Source organism: Streptomyces sp. NEAU-174 (assembly GCF_052665095.1).
This window is the reverse complement of the sequence record NZ_JBQTCE010000006.1, coordinates 21,079-35,776: the sequence shown is the minus strand read 5'-3', so window position 1 is coordinate 35,776 and position 14,698 is coordinate 21,079. Positions and strand designations below refer to the sequence as shown.

Genomic DNA, 14,698 nt, shown 5'->3' with positions numbered 1-14,698 from the left:
TCCTTCTCTCAGCGGGCTCTCAGCGGGCTCTCGGCGGGCTCTCGGCAAGCGCTCAGTGGGCGCTCGGCCGGGTTCTCAGTGGGCCACGGCCGCGGCGCCGTGTTCGTCGATCAACGCGCCCGTCGCGAAGCGTTCGAGCGCGAAGGGGGCGTTCAGCGGATGCGGTTCGCCCCTGGCGATGGTGTGCGCGAAGGTCCAGCCGGCGGCCGGGGTGGCCTTGAACCCGCCGGTGCCCCAGCCGCAGTTGACGTAGAGGTTCTCGACGGGGGTGGTGCCGATGACGGGGGAGGCGTCCGGGGTGACGTCGACGATGCCGCCCCAGGTCCGCAGCACATGCGCGCGGGCGAAGACGGGGAACAGCTCGACGGCGGCGGCCATCTGCTGCTCGATGACATGGAACGAGCCGCGCTGCCCGTAGCCGTTGTACGAGTCGACGCCCGCGCCCAGCACCAGCTCGCCCTTGTGCGCCTGGGAGACGTAGACGTGCACATGGTTCGACATGACCACGGTCGGGTGCACCGGCTCGTGCAGCTCGGATACCAGCGCCTGGAGCGGATGGGACTGCACCGGCAGCCGGAAACCGGCCAGCTCGGCCAGCACGCTGCTGTGCCCGGCGGCCGCGAGGCCGACCCGGCCCGCGCGGATGCGGCCACGGCTGGTCTCGACGCCCACCACCCGGTCGCCGTCCTTGAGGAAGCCGGTGACCTCGCACCCCTGGATCAGGTCCACACCCATGGCGTCGGCCCGGCGCGCCAGCGCCCACGCGACATGGTCGTGCTTGGCGATACCGGCCCGCGGCTGGAAGGTGGCGCCGAGGACCGGATACCGGGTGCGGGACGAGACGTTGAGGATGGGGCAGACCTCAGCGACCTCGTCCGGCGTCAGCCACTGGGCGTCCACGCCGTTGAGGCGGTTGGCGCCCACCCGGCGCACGCCCTCGCGGACGTCCTGAAGGGTGTGGGCGAGGTTGAGCACGCCGCGCTGGCTGAACAGGAAGTCGTAGTCCAGCTCCTCCGGCAGCCCCTCCCACAGCTTGAGCGCGTGCTCGTAGATCGCCGCGCTCTCGTCCCAGAGGTAGTTGGAGCGGATGATCGTGGTGTTGCGCGCCATGTTGCCGCCGGCCAGCCAGCCCTTCTCCAGGACCGCGACGTTGGTGATGCCGTGGTTCTTGGCCAGGTAGTAGGCGGTGGCCAGGCCGTGGCCGCCCGCGCCGACGATGACGACGTCGTACGAGGAGCGTGGCTCGGGGTTGCGCCAGAGGAAGTCCGGGTGCTCCGGCAGCGGCTGGGCGGTCATGCCGCGCCTCCGTTCGGGCGGGGGTAGAGGGGGAAGGCGGAGGCGAGCTTCTCGACCCGGTCGCGGAGCAGGCCCGCGCGCTCGTCGTCGAGCCGCTCGTCCTTGAGGGCCTGGGCGATGATGTCGGCCACCTCCCGGAACTCCGTCTCGCCGAAGCCGCGGGTGGCCAGGGCCGGTGTGCCGATCCGCAGCCCCGAGGAGACCATCGGCGGACGGGGGTCGAACGGCACCGCATTGCGGTTGACCGTGATGCCGACGCGGTGCAGCCGGTCCTCGGCCTGCTGTCCGTCGAGCGCGGAGTCGCGCAGGTCGACGAGGACCAGATGGACCTCGGTGCCGCCGGTGAGCACCGTGATCCCGGCCTCGGCCACATCGTCGGCCAGCAGCCGCCCGGCGAGGATGCGGGCTCCGGCCAGGGTGCGCCGCTGGCGATCCCTGAACTCCTCACCCGCCGCCACCTTGAAGGCCACTGCCTTCGCCGCGATGACATGCTCCAGCGGGCCGCCCTGCTGACCGGGGAAGACCGCCGAGTTGATCTTCTTGGCCAGGCCGGCACGGCTGAGGATCACCCCGCCGCGCGGGCCGCCGAGGGTCTTGTGCGTGGTGGTCGTCACGACATCGGCGTACGGCACCGGGTTGGGGTGGAGGCCCGCGGCCACCAGCCCGGCGAAGTGCGCCATGTCCACCATCAGATACGCGCCGACCTCGTCCGCGATCCGGCGGAAGGCGGCGAAGTCCAGCCGGCGGGGGTAGGCCGACCAGCCCGCGACGATCATCTTGGGGCGGTGCTCCTTGGCCAGCCGCTCGACCTCGTCCATGTCGATGCGCAGATCGGACTCGCGCACGTGGTACGGCACGACGGTGTAGAGCTTGCCGGAGAAGTTGATCTTCATGCCGTGGGTCAGATGGCCGCCGTGCGCGAGGTCGAGGCCGAGGATGGTGTCGCCGGGGGAGAGGAGGGCGAACATCGCGGCCGCGTTGGCCTGGGCGCCCGAGTGCGGCTGGACGTTCGCCGCCTCGGCGCCGAAGAGCTCCTTGACCCGGTCGATGGCGATCTGCTCGACCACGTCGACGTGCTCACAGCCGCCGTAGTAGCGGCGGCCGGGGTAGCCCTCGGCGTACTTGTTGGTCAGGACCGAGCCCTGGGCCTCCATGACCGCCGACGGGGCGAAGTTCTCCGAGGCGATCATCTCGAGCGTGGACTGCTGGCGGTGCAGCTCGGCCGCCACCGCGGCGGCGATGTCGGGGTCGAGCTCGCTGAGCGGGAGGGTGAGCGGGGAGGCGAATGTGCTGGTCGACGGATTGATTGCCATCTGTGCACCATCCTGAGAGCCAACTAATGGGCAACTGATATATCAGCCTCTGCGGTAAGGTATGAGAGCTCGCGACACAGGTCAAGGGGGCATTTCATGCAGCAGGTGGCGACCGAACCCGCGGGCGAGGAACTCTCCCTCGCCGAGCGCGCGTATCGTGCCATCCGCGACCGGCTCGTCATGCTCGAGATCCGCCCGGGCGCGCCGATCAACGAGGACCAGCTGGCGCAGTCCCTCGGCGTCGGACGCACACCGGTGCGCGAGGCGCTCAAGCGGCTCCAATACGAGCGCCTGATCACGACCTACCCCCGGCGCGGCACCTTCGCCACCGATGTCAACATCACCGACCTGGCCCATATCTCCGAGGTGCGCCAGGAGTTGGAGCCCCTGGCCGCCGCCCTGGCCGCGCGGCGCGCCACGGCCGCGGACCGTGCGACCCTGACGGCCGCCCTGCGCGAGCTGGCGGGCGCGGACTCACCCCAGCGCGACGCCGCCGAGCTGATGCGCCTGGACCTCCAGGTCCACCGCGCGATCTACGCCGCCACGCACAACCCGTACCTGGAGGACACGCTCGTCCGCCACGACAATCTGGCCACCCGCATCTGGTGCCTGTTCATCGACCGTCTGTCCGACATGGCCGGTCACGTCGGAGAGCACGGGCCGTTGATCGAGGCGGTCGTCGCCGGTGACGCCGACAAGGCGGCACAGCTCGCCCACAGCCATGTCGAGGGCTTCGAACGGGCCATTCGCGCCGCGATCTGAGGCAGGATCCGGCCGTACGCGGCGTCCGCCTCAGTGTGTGGCGCCCCGCGGATCCTCCCGGTGCATACGGGGCCTGCCCGCCGGCGTGGTCCACAGGCGCGGCTCGCCGAGCACCCGGACGTCGACATGATCGCCCTGACCGGTTCGGTCACCAGTGGCCGTGCCGTGGCCCGGGCAGCGGCCGACAGCCTCAAGCGGGTGCATCTCGAACTCGGCGGCAAGGCCCCGGTGGTGATCTTACCGGACGCCGATCTCGCGGCCGCCGCGTCGACCCTGCGCGTCGCCGGTTTCTGGGCCCCATGGTCTCGAAGGCGCACTTCGACCGGGTCACGGGGTACGTGCGAGGTCGGACCAGGGGCCGAGGCGCGGCGGGGGAGGTACGACCACGGTCCGATCTGGAAGTGTGGTCCGTGCTCCGACGACGTGGCGTACGTGCCGGCGACATCGTTGCCCCCATGACCGTCACTTCTCCGTCAACCGCCGCGCCGCGGGCTCTCTTCCCGGGACGCTGGGTGGGTGGCGCATCCCTCGTGGTCGGGCCCTTGCTGGTGCTCACCGGTGTGCTGCTCCGTATGCGCTTCGACTTCTTCTTTCCCGCGCAGCTGCGCGCGTACGAGCGGCACCCGCATCTCATGACCGCCTCGTACAGCCTTGTCGCTGCGGGGTGGGTGCTGCTCTGGCCGGGAGTGGCGCTCCTGGCCGCCCGGATCGGTGAACGTTTCCGGGAGCTGGCCGTATGGGGTGGTGTTCTCACGGTCCTGGGCCTGTTCGCCCGGGCGTTTCACGCGGGTGTGGACCACGCGGACTTCCAACTGGTGACCGCCGATGGCGCGGCGTCTGCGGCGCGCACCGTGAGCGAGACCTATGGCGCCTTCCACGTCTTCAGCGTGCTGAACGCGGCCATCATGGGCGGCTGGATCCTGCTGGCCGTCGGCGCCCACCGCGCACGGGTGCTCGGACCTCTGCGTGCGGCGGCCCTTGGCCTGGTGTCGATGATGCCACTGGGGGTGCTGAAAGGGACGACCGCGTGGTCGGTCGCGGCTGCCACGGGGCTGTGCGTGGCACTCGTACCGCTGGGCGTGGCCACGTGGCGCGCAGGGCCGACTCCGCGGGCGGCCACCGTCGTCGGGCGGCTTGTGCTGGTGGCTGCGGTGGCCACCGCGATGTTCTGCTTCGGGCAGGCGGGATGAGCGCTCGGTATTGTCGTGCGGTGCGCATTGTGCGGTGGCGCCCGCGGACCGGGCCGCATCTGCTGGCAGTCGACGCCTGTGTGGCGGGCGTGGTGACGGCCGCGTATGTGGCACTGGCCGGGCAGGGCGGGTCCGACGGCCTGCCCCGGTTCTCCGGCCCAGCGTGGGCGGGCTGGCTGGTGGCGGCGGGGGTGGGGGCACCGCTGGCCGTTCGGCGCCTGTGGCCCCTGCCCGCCCTGGCGGTGGCGCTGGGCGCCACGGCGGCGGCGACGCTCCTCGACATCACCCGCGACCCCTACGTGTCCACCGCCCTGACCCTCTACGCGGTGGCGCTCCTGGTACCGCCCCGCCGGGCCGTGGCGGCGCTCGCACTGACCCTGGCCGTCTCGGCGGCCGTGGTCATCACCGGGGAGGCGGCGCTGACCCCATCCGGCCCATGGCCGGAAGCGGCCGGAACCGCGGCGCTGGTGTGGCTGGTGGCCGGTGGCGCCTGGGGCGCGGGCCGTGCCGTACGTGAGCGGCGGGCCCGGGCGGCGCGGCGCGAGCGGCGCCTGGCCGAGGAAGCGCTGACCGAGGAACGCCTGCGCATCGCCCGGGAGTTGCACGACATCGTCTCGCACAGCCTCAGCGTGATCGTCGTCAAGGCGTCCGTCGCCAACCACGTGGCCAAGGAACGCCCCGAGGAGACACAGGACGCCATCGGCGCGATCGAGCGGACCGGCCGGGAGGCGCTGACCGAGATGCGGCGCGCCCTGGGCGTACTGCGCGGCGACACCGCCACAGCACACCCGCCAGGTGCCGACGCCGTACCGTACGCACCAGGTGCCGGTTCTGCGCAGTTGGCACCTCCGCCCGGACTGGACGACCTGCCCTCCCTGGTCCGACGCGCCGAGCAGGCGGGTATCCGCACCAGGCTGCGTACCCGGCTGGCGGCCGACCTCCCCGCGGGGATGGCACTCACCGTCTACCGCATCGTCCAGGAGGCGCTGACCAACGTCGTCAAGCACGCCGGCGACGGAACGCACTGTGAGGTCACCGTCACCGCCGACTCGCGCGGCCAGGTGCATATCCAGGTGGTGGACGACGGAGCGGGGAGGGCGGCCGTGTCCGGTCGAGGGGACCTCAGGGGCGGTCACGGACTGGTGGGGATGCGGGAACGGGTGATGATGTACGGAGGCACACTTGACGCCGGGCCCCGGCCCGGCGGCGGGTTCGCCGTCTCGGCCCGCCTCCAGGCCGAACACGCGCCCGGCGTCGCACCGGACCGAAGGGAGCCGACCGCGTGACCGAACCGATCCGGGTCCTGGTCGCCGATGACCAGTCCCTGCTCCGTGGCAGCTTCCGGGTGCTCATCGACACCGCGCCCGGGCTGACCACGGTGGGCGAGGCCGGCACCGGCGCCGAAGCCGTCGAGAGCACCCGGCAGCTACGCCCGGACGTGGTGCTCATGGACATCCGGATGCCCGGCATGGACGGGATCGAGGCAACCCGGCACATAGCCCGGTCGCCCGGGACAGCGCGGACACGCATCCTCATCCTGACCACCTTCGACCTCGACGAGTACGTGTACGGCGCGCTGCGGGCCGGGGCAGCGGGGTTTTTGCTCAAGGACACCTCGCCCGAGGTCCTGCTGGCCGGTATCCGCACCGTCGCCGCCGGAGAGTCCCTCCTGGCACCCTCGGTGACCCGGCGCCTGATCGCCGCGTTCGCCCGTCTTCCCCACGCCTGTCCGGCGCCCGGCTCCTCGCTGGAGCACCTCACGGACCGCGAGCGAGAGGTACTGCTCCTGGTGGCCCGCGGCTTCTCCAACACCGACATCGCCGAGTACCTCCACCTCAGCCACGGCACCGTCAAGACGCACATCGGGCGGCTGCTGAGCAAGCTGGCAGCGCGCGACCGTGCGCAACTGGTCATCAGCGCCTACGAGTCAGGGCTCGTCCGCTCGCAGGAACCACCCCTCACCACCGGTGAACTCGATGACCTGGAATGAGGCACTGGTCATCACGTGATCGAATCCGAGTTCCCGGTGAGCAGGTCTGGGGGGTCGGCTCGAAGGCTTTGGTGACGAAGTAGCAGCAAAGGCCGACTTGGGTCGGCCGGCGGGGATCCATGGCCGACGGCTCACCACCACTCGGGCGGAAGGTGGCCGTCGCGGTGGCTATGGGAGCTCACGGCGGACGAGCGCGTGGCTGAACGGCTCACCGGTGGTTTGGGCGTATGCCATGCGTTCGCGTACCTCGCGGAGTGTGCGTGGGCGGTATCCGGGCCCTCCGCAGCAGCTCTTGTGGAATCGCACGCCCGCGTGGAGCAGCACGGAAAGTACCCGCCACCCTGCCTTGTCCCGCCGGGGAGGGGCAGCGAAGGCGGACCCCACGTGGATCATCGGCTTTGCGCAGCGCGGGCACGGCCGGTCGTGGTCACCGTGGTAGGGCTGCTTGTACGAGGCCCGGCATGGCAGACACACGTACGAGGTCTTCGCGGGAGGCATGCACTCAGGCTAGGTGCCTCGATACCGGCGGGCGACAGGTTTTCCGCAGGCAGGACCGCGCTGCCGTCGCGACTGGAATATCGACCGTACGACTCGACGTCGCATGCTGTATCGCGGCCCTGGCCCGTTGCCGCGTCGAGAGCACCGCATGTCGCCGTTGGACATCGACGCTGAGCAGGACTCCCCTCCGCTGGCGGCGAGAATCTGTTCAGGTGCTGCTGGCGGAGTGCTGCTCGGCCCAGCCTGTCGCGGTTACCACCTCGCGCGCGATATCCACGACGGCACGCCCATCCGTCATCACCCGTACGGTCTCCGCGGTGGTTTTCTGGTCCAGCAGCCGTGCCTTGCGAGCACTGCTTTCCAGTTCCTGCTCGAGCTCGGAGCCGAGTTCCCGGCGTACCAGCCGCTCTCGGACGGTGGCGTCGGAGGCGGTGAGCAGAACCCGAATGATCCGTGTCCCCGTTCCCATAGCGCGCTGGAACATTCCCGTGGACTCAGGCAGCACACTCACGGTGTTGGTGTAGATCAGCCGGCGGTAGCCGCGTTGGGCGAAGTTCGCCCACACGGCCGTCAGGTTGCTTTCGGTGATGTCCGAGCAGTGAGGATCTCCCTCAGGGGGCGGATGGGCCTGTCCCATGAAGTCGCCGTCGATGACCGTGTGCGAGACGGCCGCGGCCCGCAGTACGGCCGATACCTCCCACCCCACCGTCGTCTTGCCGACTCCGGCCCGCCCTCCGATGAGCAGCACTTCCGCGTGATCCATGGGGGCAGCCTGCCAGCACACGTCCGTCTGAGGCGATCCGATTTCGATGGGCCATGTGTCTCAGTGCGGGAGTCGGCGGCTCACGGGGTCTGCTCGCCTCCGGTGAACATGTTGATCAGGCCGTGGGGTGCCTCGTCTCCGTAGAACAACTCGTGGACGTGGATGCCTTCGGTGGCGGCCGCAGCGCTGCGGGGGAACATGGCCCGCTCGTATTCGGTGAGCGCGGTCTCGACCTCGCCGGGGTGCGCGGCAAGGGCCTTGCCGAGTTCGGCGGCGTCGTACATGGCCAGGTTGGCGCCCTCGCCGTTCGGGAGCGAGAGGTGGGCGGCGTCCCCGAGCAGGGTCACCCCCGGCACCCGTGCCCAGCGGTGCTCGACGGGCAGGGCGAAGAGGGGGCGCGGCACCGGAGCGGTGTCGCCGTCACTGATCAGCGCGGTGAGCTCCGGGGCCCAGTCGGCGAACTCCCGCGCGATCCGCGCGGTGGCCGCGGCGGAATCGGTGAAGTCGATGTTCGCGAACCAGTCGCGCGGCCGGGCCAGCATCACGTAAGTGTGCAGGATGCCGCCCTTCTCCCGGTGAGCCAGGAATCCCTTGCCCGGCGCGAGCGCGAACAGCGACCCGCCGCCGACCGCTTTCGCGCTGGCCGGGTGGCGGGTGTCGGCGTCGAACAGATAGGTCTCGACGGCCGACATGCCGATGTACTCGGGGCTGGCGTCGGACAGCAGTGGCCGGACCCGGGACCACGCGCCGTCCGCACCGACCAGCAGGCCGGTGGTGACGGTGGTGCCATCGGCGAAGGTCACCTCATGCCGGCCCTCCCCGAGGGCACGGGTCCTGCTGACCTTGTGCCCCCACCGGACGGTGTTGGCCGGGAGCGAGTCGAGGAGCATCTGCCGCAGCTCGCCGCGCAACACCTCGGGGCTGTCACCCGTACCGTCGTCGACCTTGTCGAACAGGACGGCCCCTTCCCGGTCGAGGACCCGTATCGCCTGGCGGCCCTCCAGAACGAGGCCGCGGAACTCATCCGTCAGGCCGGCCGCCTCGAGAGCCGGCTGTCCGCTGTCCTCGTGGATGTCGAGCATGCCGCCCTGTGCGCGCGCCGTTGCGGAGGCCTCCGCTTCGTAGACGGTGGCCGGGATGCCGTGGACGTGCAGGACGCGGGCGAGCGTGAGGCCGCCGAGTCCGGCGCCGATGATCGTGACGTCAGTGGTCATGATGGTTCCTTGTTGTCGCACGCCTGCCGGATGGGCGCCCGGCAGGATCCATGCGAAAGGTTCCAGGCCCCGCCGACCGACCACCGACAACGGACCGACAGCCACCGATGTGCGACCGACACCACGGTTTTTCCGTCCGATCACCCCCAGTTCGGGCGGGGGAGCGGCGTGGTGGTTGCGGGCGGCTCGCCCGCACACCAGCGCATCGCACGGCAGGGGCGGCAGGATTCGAACCTGCGGCGCGCGGGTTTGGAGTCCGCTGCTCTGGCCGGGCTGAGCTACGCCCCTTTGACGCGGTCAGTCTGACACCGGCCGGCCGTGACCGGCCACGGGATTTCTGAGCGGCTGAGTGGCGGATGACGACCAGTCCTTCGATGGCCGCGCGACCCGGGCCGGAGGGAGGCCGGGAGAGCGCCGACCCCCTCGCGAAGCGACGGCCGGGGGTGGTTAGGGTTCCATGGGCGGTTGGGGTTCCCTCACCTCGGCGCCACTACCGGACGCCTCGGCAGGAATCCAGATGAGGAAACGCGCCCGGGCGGTTGCGGTATCGCGTCGCTCGGCCGACCGCACACAGTGGGAAAGGCACATCACGATGATGAGCGGTGACGGCCGTACCACCGGTGCCGGCGGTGACACCGCGGCACTCGACGACCCGGTGGGCGAGTCGCTGCGCGGCCGCCACGCAGACCTGGGGCGCCGACTGGGCCGGGCTGCCACCTACCTGCCGGGAGTCGCGACCTTCTCCGCGGTACCCGCCGACGCGGACACGGCGGACTGGGCCGGTCTCGCACGGCTCCTCGGCCCTGACGCGTTCGCCGACATGTTTAGCTGCCAGGCGTCCCCTCCTCCGGACTGGGAGCAGGTTTTCGTCCTCGAAGGCCGGCAGATGATCTGGCCCGGCAACAGCCGCCCCGATCAGCCTCATGCGGCGAACGGCACCGACGTGGTCGAACTGGACGCTGCCGATGTGCCTCAGATGCTCGACCTGGTCGCACAGACCCAACCGGGACCGTTCTGGCCGCGCACCCTCGAACTCGGCACCTACCTCGGCATCCGCGACGGCGGCGCACTGGTGGCCATGGCGGGCGAACGGCTCCGGCCCCCGGGATGGACCGAGATCAGCGCCGTCTGCACGGCCCCCGAGGCACGCGGGCGAGGCCACGCCGCCCGCCTGGTCAGTGCCCTCGTCGCAGGCATCCTGGCTCGGAACGAACGCCCCTTCCTGCACGTGGCCGAGACGAACACCGGCGCGATCGCGCTCTACGAACGGCTCGGCTTCGCGAGCCGGAAGCGGGTAACGTTCCGCGGCTTCCGCACCCCCTGCCTCCGCACCCCCTGACGGCACCGCCACGCCGCCGTCAGCCGTCCTGGCCTGCGGAGGCCGCAAGAGCATCTGTCCCCATGTCCTTGCGCATAGCCTCCCTGACCGCCTCCAGCGTGCCAATGACGTTGAAAGAGTCCTCCCGCTCCACCTCCTGCCGGCCCAGGCCGGCGCCCGCCGCGTCCCGAAGGGGCGTGTGTCGAGTAGAGCGTGATCCAGGCCCAAGCGCGGCGTCACGAGCCGAGCTGGTGGGATGGTCGTCGACCACCGGCTCCGGGGGCGAAATACCCGCACACCACAGCCTGAGCGGTCCCTGAACGCGCGGGCGACCTGAACGACTCGCCTCGGGTCGTCGCATGGGGCGGCTGTCAGCCGAAGTCGTCGGGGACGATGCGGAGTTTTTGTGCGATGCGGGTGAGTGCCTTCTGGTCGGCGGTGTTGAGCGCGTCGAGGACGATGCGGCGTACGGCGCGCAGGTGGGTGGGCGCGGCCAGGTGCACGATGTCGAAGCCGGCGTCGGTGAGTTCGGCGAGGGTGTAACGGCCGTCGGCCGGGTCAGGTGTCCGTACGACCCAGCCGCGCTGTTCACAGCGTTTGATGACGTTGGACAGGCGGGAGAGCGACCCGCTGGCGAGGAAGGCGAGTTCTCCCATCCGCAGCTTGCGCTGCGGGGCCTCGGAGAGGTGGCTGAGCACGAGGTACTCGAACAGGGTGAGGCCGTGTTCCTGCCGCAGCGGCGACTCCAGCTTGCCGGGCAGCAGCAGGACAAGGGAGATCATCCCCGTCCACGCCGCCTTCTCCTGCTCGTCGAGCCACCGCAGCTCCTCGTCGTCCTCGTGTTCGCCCGCGCCGCTCATGGGCCCTCCCGTGCTGGTCATGGATCTCCCCGGCTCTCCGGCGAAGGCCGGAATGACTTTACGCTTGAAGTCATCGCCTGCTAGTCTCACTTTACGCGTGAACTCATGTACGAGGAAACGCACCCCTATGGACAGGAAGATGGAGCATCATGAGCACCGTCACCTTCGGCATCACTCCGGGCTCCGGCGAGAAGCTGCACGAGGCCCTCGGCTACAGCGGGGCCGTCCGCGTCGGCGACCGGGTCGAGATCTCCGGTCAGGCCGGGGTGGATGACGCCCTGGTCATCCCCGACTCGCTGGAAGACGAGATCATCCAGGCTTTCGACAACGTGGAGCGCACGCTCGCCACGGTCGGCGCGACATGGAAGGACGTCATTCACGTCAACTCCTACCACAAGGTCGCACCGGGAGCTGACGCCATCGGCGACGACCACAACACGGTCATGGCCGAGCAGTTCCGCCGTCGCCTCGACGGCCGCGCGCCGATCTGGACCGAGACCGGCGTCACGGCCCTCGGCCTCGCCGCCATGCGCGTGGAGATCCGCGTCACCGCCATCGTCGGCTCCGGGAACTAGCTGGACCGGGATCCCGGCCACCCCGGCCTCGTGAAGGAGCTGGCGCAGGCCACGTGGCCGGGGCCGACCGCCCAGTAGGACTCCGTCAGGGGCGGTTTCGTCGAGTCCGGTGACTCCCCGGGCGACACAGGCCGGCCCGCGAGGTCAGCCGGCGAGACACGCTGCGGCTGCCCCTGGAAGAACTGGTCGTTGCGGCGCGGCCGGCGGTCGCGGCGATGACCGCGTGGAAGTCGTAGGCGCCGTCGTGCAGCACGCACGCGGCGAGGCGGTGCTCGAAGGCGGCCGCCCTCGAGGAACAGCACGGTCACGACCGAGGCGGGGCCAGCGCGGGAGGCCACCCGCGCCCGCGCAGAAAGCGGGGCCCACCGGTACCCCCCCGTTCGTGCTGTGCTATCGCCGCTGTCCGGGGCGGGGCCTGTGGGCGAACACCCATCGGTTGCCCGCCAGTGCGTCGTTGTGTTCGGGGCGCGGGCCGCGTCCGTGTCGGCGGGTGTAGTCGAAGGGGGTCCGGACGGTTGTGGTCCAGCCCTTGCCCGCGAGGTCGCCCGCGGAGTCGGGCCGCGGTTCCAGGCTGAACAGATTGAGCAGGTCGATGCCGATCTGGTGTTTCGTCGCGGTGTAGAGGGGGCTGTCGCGGTATTCGAGCAAGTCCTTCTCGAGTTTGACCTCGAACGCCAGCGCGCTTCCGCCCGCGCTCAGCCGGTCCACCGTGTGGATGAGGTTCGTCTCGGAGGTGTTCGGCAGGTAGAACAGCAGCCCTTCGGCCAGCCAGGCGGTCGGTGCGGCCGTGTCGAAGCCCGCGTCGGTCAGCGCCGTGGCCCAGTCGGCGCGCAGGTCGAGGGGGATCGGTACGCGGGCCGCCTTCGGGGTGGTCGGCAGTCCGCCGAGCACCTTGTGCTTGAACTCCAGCACGCCTTCCCGGTCGATCTCGAAGATCACACAGCCGGGAGGCCAGTCGAGTCGGAACGCCCGCGAATCCAACCCCGCCCCGAGCAGGACCACTTGGCGCGCCCCTCCTGCCCGCACCGACTGGAGGAGGAAGTCGTCGAGGACCCTGGTCCGCAGGCCGAAGTAGCGGGCGAAGCGCCCCCACAGCGGGTTCGCGTCTCCGTCCGCGACCTGGTGTATGCGCACCGGCCAGTCCGCGGAGGCCGGTGCGGCGTGGACGAAGTGTTCCGCGTAGATGTCTTGTGCCAGGCTGTCGTGGCGGTGGGTCTCGATCGCCCGGGCCGCGGCGACCATGAGAGCGGTCAGGCCGACGCCCTCTTCCACGCCTTCCACACCGGTGTTGTGATGCGCTGTGTCGGTCATGTGTCCTCCCTTGGCCCCGCGGGAATCAGGACGGGTTTGACCACGCGGCCCGCGTCGCAGTCGCGTTCGGCTTGGTTGATGTCGGTGAGGGGATAGGTGCGGATCAGCTGGTCGAAGGGAAACCGCCCGGCCTGCCAGAGCCTGGTCAGCCGCGGGATCAGCAGTCCGGGCACCGCGTCCCCTTCGCAGATGTGGGAGATCCTCCGGCCCCGGTCCAAGGTCCCCGGTTCCAGTGGCAGTGGGGTGTGGAGACGTGCCACCAGGCCGAGGTGGCCGGTCGGGCGCAGGGCCCGGAGGGCGTCGTTGATCATCCGGGGGGAGCCCGTGGTGTCCAGCGCGTAGTGTGTGCCGCCGTCGGTCAGTTGCCGGATGCGGTCGGGCAGGTCGGGCAGGTCGGGCGGGCCGGGCGAGTCGTTCGATGCGGCGCGCAGCGGGATCGCGTGGAGCCGCTCGGCGAGGGCCAGCCGCCCGGGGTGCCGGTCGACGGCCACGGTCACCGCCCCGGCGGCGGTGGCCGCCATCACCGCGGCCAGGCCGACCGCTCCGGCGCCGTAGACCGCGATGGTGTCGCCGGGGCCGACGCCGAAGGAGTGGAAGACCGCTCCGGCGCCGGTGAGGAAGCCGCAGCCGAGCGGTCCGAGGAGTTCGATGGGCAGCGTGGGATCGACCCGGACGGCGTTGCGGGCCGGGACCATCGCGTATTCGGCGAAGGAAGACTGGCCGAACCAGCGGGGGGCCAACGCGCCTCCGTCCGCGTCGGTGAACCGCGCCGCGTGTTCCCCGCGTCCACCGAAGAGGTTCAGGCTGGGGAAGGAGTCGCAGTAGGCGGGCGCCGCGCCCATGCAGTTCCGGCAGCGTCCGCAGGAGTCGAAGCTCAGAACGACGTGGTCGCCGGTGCTCAGGCCGGTGTCCGGGCCGCCTGTCTCCACAACGACTCCGGCCCCTTCGTGGCCGAGCACCGCGGGCAGTGGTGAGCGGCCGGCCGAGTGCCGCACCGCGAGATCGGTCCGGCACATCCCGCAGCCCGCGATCTTCACCAGGACCTCGCCGTCGCCCGGCCCCGCGTGCAGCATCACCTCCTCGAGGGTGAACGGGCTCTCGTACGAGCGCAGTACCGCCGCGGCGAACCTCATCCGCGCACCTCAACCGGTCGGTGTACGACGAACGGGCTGAGGTTGCCGTACAGCCTTCACGGCCCCCACAGCCCGCCCGCCACGCCGACACCGCTGTCCTTGATGCCCGCGAAGGGCTGGGCGAGGGAGGTCTCGGCGTGGTTGTTGATCCACGCCGTTCCGCATCGCCGCCGTGCGGGCGACCTCCGCGTACGACTCGGCCAGGGGTTTGCCCTGTGCACGGGTGAGCAGCGGGGCGAGGCCGGCCCCGGCCGCCTCCACGGCGTCCGCTGCCGCGAGCAGCGCGGTGGTGCGGGCGGCGGGGTCGGCGCGCCGGCCGCGCCAGGCGGCGCGGGCCCGGCCGACGATGGCGTCCGGCTCATCCGGCCGCTGGCCGGGGGCCTCGTCGAAGGCCTCGCCGGTGGCCGGATCGAGGACGGCGAAGCACCCGCCACGGGTCCCGGGCGCCCGACGGGGCCGGGATATGGGCATGCCG

Annotated in this window: 15 protein-coding genes, 1 tRNA gene and 1 pseudogene; 7 read left to right on the top strand and 10 right to left on the bottom strand. The window is 70.9% G+C overall.

The annotated features are described in order from the left end of the window. Positions 1 to 75: 75 nt before the first annotated feature. A complete protein-coding gene (locus ACT2CW_RS18495) occupies positions 76 to 1,296 on the bottom strand; it encodes a sarcosine oxidase subunit beta family protein (RefSeq protein WP_445517404.1) in 1,221 nt (406 codons plus the stop codon). Beyond that, positions 1,293 to 2,609, bottom strand: a complete 1,317-nt coding sequence (gene glyA / locus ACT2CW_RS18490; RefSeq protein ID WP_445517403.1) for a serine hydroxymethyltransferase — start codon at positions 2,607 to 2,609, stop codon at positions 1,293 to 1,295. The genes ACT2CW_RS18495 and glyA overlap by 4 nt, the downstream gene beginning before the upstream one ends. A 96-nt stretch (positions 2,610 to 2,705) precedes the next feature. On the opposite strand from glyA, the gene ACT2CW_RS18485 reads away from it, so the two are divergent. The 5 genes from ACT2CW_RS18485 (at position 2,706) to ACT2CW_RS18465 (ending at position 6,551) form a co-directional block, all read left to right on the top strand. Further along, a complete protein-coding gene (locus ACT2CW_RS18485) occupies positions 2,706 to 3,371 on the top strand; it encodes a GntR family transcriptional regulator (RefSeq protein WP_037965141.1) in 666 nt (221 codons plus the stop codon). Between the two features lie 126 nt (positions 3,372 to 3,497). After that, positions 3,498 to 3,830 (top strand): aldehyde dehydrogenase family protein, encoded by a 333-nt coding sequence (locus ACT2CW_RS18480; protein ID WP_445517402.1) that lies wholly within the window; start codon positions 3,498 to 3,500, stop codon positions 3,828 to 3,830. Further along, entirely contained in the window at positions 3,827 to 4,561 is a 735-nt protein-coding gene (locus ACT2CW_RS18475) for a hypothetical protein (protein WP_445517401.1), read from the top strand. The genes ACT2CW_RS18480 and ACT2CW_RS18475 overlap by 4 nt, the downstream gene beginning before the upstream one ends. A 20-nt stretch (positions 4,562 to 4,581) precedes the next feature. Continuing rightward, positions 4,582 to 5,847 (top strand): sensor histidine kinase, encoded by a 1,266-nt coding sequence (locus ACT2CW_RS18470; protein WP_445517400.1) that lies wholly within the window; start codon positions 4,582 to 4,584, stop codon positions 5,845 to 5,847. Next, positions 5,844 to 6,551, top strand: a complete 708-nt coding sequence (locus ACT2CW_RS18465; protein ID WP_445517399.1) for a response regulator — start codon at positions 5,844 to 5,846, stop codon at positions 6,549 to 6,551. The genes ACT2CW_RS18470 and ACT2CW_RS18465 overlap by 4 nt, the downstream gene beginning before the upstream one ends. Before the next feature lie 168 nt (positions 6,552 to 6,719). Here ACT2CW_RS18465 and ACT2CW_RS18460 read toward each other — a convergent pair whose 3' ends face one another. The 4 genes from ACT2CW_RS18460 to ACT2CW_RS18445 form a co-directional block, all read right to left on the bottom strand. Continuing rightward, positions 6,720 to 7,049 carry a deoxyxylulose-5-phosphate synthase gene (locus ACT2CW_RS18460; protein WP_445517398.1) on the bottom strand — a complete coding sequence of 110 codons (330 nt, stop codon included), beginning with the start codon at positions 7,047 to 7,049 and terminating at the stop codon, positions 6,720 to 6,722. 208 nt (positions 7,050 to 7,257) lie between these two features. Further along, positions 7,258 to 7,812 (bottom strand): AAA family ATPase, encoded by a 555-nt coding sequence (locus ACT2CW_RS18455; protein ID WP_445517397.1) that lies wholly within the window; start codon positions 7,810 to 7,812, stop codon positions 7,258 to 7,260. Between the two features lie 80 nt (positions 7,813 to 7,892). Further along, entirely contained in the window at positions 7,893 to 9,026 is a 1,134-nt protein-coding gene (locus tag ACT2CW_RS18450; protein WP_445517396.1) for an FAD-dependent oxidoreductase, read from the bottom strand. A gap of 213 nt (positions 9,027 to 9,239) precedes the next feature. Further along, positions 9,240 to 9,314 (bottom strand) — tRNA-Trp (locus ACT2CW_RS18445). Positions 9,315 to 9,618: 304 nt separating this feature from the next. On the opposite strand from ACT2CW_RS18445, the gene ACT2CW_RS18440 reads away from it, so the two are divergent. Next, positions 9,619 to 10,365 carry a GNAT family N-acetyltransferase gene (locus tag ACT2CW_RS18440; RefSeq protein WP_241788062.1) on the top strand — a complete coding sequence of 249 codons (747 nt, stop codon included), beginning with the start codon at positions 9,619 to 9,621 and terminating at the stop codon, positions 10,363 to 10,365. 350 nt (positions 10,366 to 10,715) lie between these two features. Here ACT2CW_RS18440 and ACT2CW_RS18435 read toward each other — a convergent pair whose 3' ends face one another. Next, complete coding sequence (locus ACT2CW_RS18435; protein WP_037963508.1) at positions 10,716 to 11,225, bottom strand: MarR family winged helix-turn-helix transcriptional regulator; 510 nt, start codon at positions 11,223 to 11,225, stop codon at positions 10,716 to 10,718. 128 nt (positions 11,226 to 11,353) lie between these two features. Between ACT2CW_RS18435 and ACT2CW_RS18430 the strand changes: the two genes are divergently transcribed. Then, positions 11,354 to 11,779, top strand: a complete 426-nt coding sequence (locus ACT2CW_RS18430) for a Rid family hydrolase (protein WP_037963511.1) — start codon at positions 11,354 to 11,356, stop codon at positions 11,777 to 11,779. A 390-nt stretch (positions 11,780 to 12,169) separates the two neighbouring features. Here the strand turns inward: ACT2CW_RS18430 and ACT2CW_RS18425 are convergent, their stop codons facing one another. From ACT2CW_RS18425 to ACT2CW_RS18415, 3 genes and pseudogenes are all read right to left on the bottom strand, one after another. After that, positions 12,170 to 13,090, bottom strand: coding sequence for a class I SAM-dependent methyltransferase (locus ACT2CW_RS18425; RefSeq protein WP_037963513.1), 921 nt, complete (start codon positions 13,088 to 13,090; stop codon positions 12,170 to 12,172). Next, on the bottom strand, positions 13,087 to 14,223 hold the full coding sequence (locus ACT2CW_RS18420) for an NAD(P)-dependent alcohol dehydrogenase (protein ID WP_037963515.1): 1,137 nt from the start codon (positions 14,221 to 14,223) through the stop codon (positions 13,087 to 13,089). Before ACT2CW_RS18420 ends, ACT2CW_RS18425 begins: the two co-directional genes overlap by 4 nt. A 162-nt stretch (positions 14,224 to 14,385) precedes the next feature. After that, positions 14,386 to 14,694, bottom strand: a pseudogene (locus tag ACT2CW_RS18415) (aldehyde dehydrogenase family protein); the annotation flags it as partial. Positions 14,695 to 14,698 lie beyond the last annotated feature (4 nt).

Excerpts from the sequence above, each read along its gene's own strand:
- ACT2CW_RS18495 (WP_445517404.1), bottom strand. The coding sequence starts at position 1,296 with ATGACCGCCCAGCCGCTGCCGGAGCACCCGGACTTCCTCTGGCGCAAC.
- glyA (WP_445517403.1), bottom strand. The coding sequence starts at position 2,609 with ATGGCAATCAATCCGTCGACCAGCACATTCGCCTCCCCGCTCACCCTC.
- ACT2CW_RS18485 (WP_037965141.1), top strand. The coding sequence starts at position 2,706 with ATGCAGCAGGTGGCGACCGAACCCGCGGGCGAGGAACTCTCCCTCGCC.
- ACT2CW_RS18480 (WP_445517402.1), top strand. The coding sequence starts at position 3,498 with ATGATCGCCCTGACCGGTTCGGTCACCAGTGGCCGTGCCGTGGCCCGG.
- ACT2CW_RS18475 (WP_445517401.1), top strand. The coding sequence starts at position 3,827 with ATGACCGTCACTTCTCCGTCAACCGCCGCGCCGCGGGCTCTCTTCCCG.
- ACT2CW_RS18460 (WP_445517398.1), bottom strand. The coding sequence starts at position 7,049 with ATGCCTCCCGCGAAGACCTCGTACGTGTGTCTGCCATGCCGGGCCTCG.
- ACT2CW_RS18455 (WP_445517397.1), bottom strand. The coding sequence starts at position 7,812 with ATGGATCACGCGGAAGTGCTGCTCATCGGAGGGCGGGCCGGAGTCGGC.
- ACT2CW_RS18450 (WP_445517396.1), bottom strand. The coding sequence starts at position 9,026 with ATGACCACTGACGTCACGATCATCGGCGCCGGACTCGGCGGCCTCACG.
- ACT2CW_RS18440 (WP_241788062.1), top strand. The coding sequence starts at position 9,619 with ATGATGAGCGGTGACGGCCGTACCACCGGTGCCGGCGGTGACACCGCG.
- ACT2CW_RS18435 (WP_037963508.1), bottom strand. The coding sequence starts at position 11,225 with ATGACCAGCACGGGAGGGCCCATGAGCGGCGCGGGCGAACACGAGGAC.
- ACT2CW_RS18430 (WP_037963511.1), top strand. The coding sequence starts at position 11,354 with ATGAGCACCGTCACCTTCGGCATCACTCCGGGCTCCGGCGAGAAGCTG.
- ACT2CW_RS18425 (WP_037963513.1), bottom strand. The coding sequence starts at position 13,090 with ATGACCGACACAGCGCATCACAACACCGGTGTGGAAGGCGTGGAAGAG.
- ACT2CW_RS18420 (WP_037963515.1), bottom strand. The coding sequence starts at position 14,223 with ATGAGGTTCGCCGCGGCGGTACTGCGCTCGTACGAGAGCCCGTTCACC.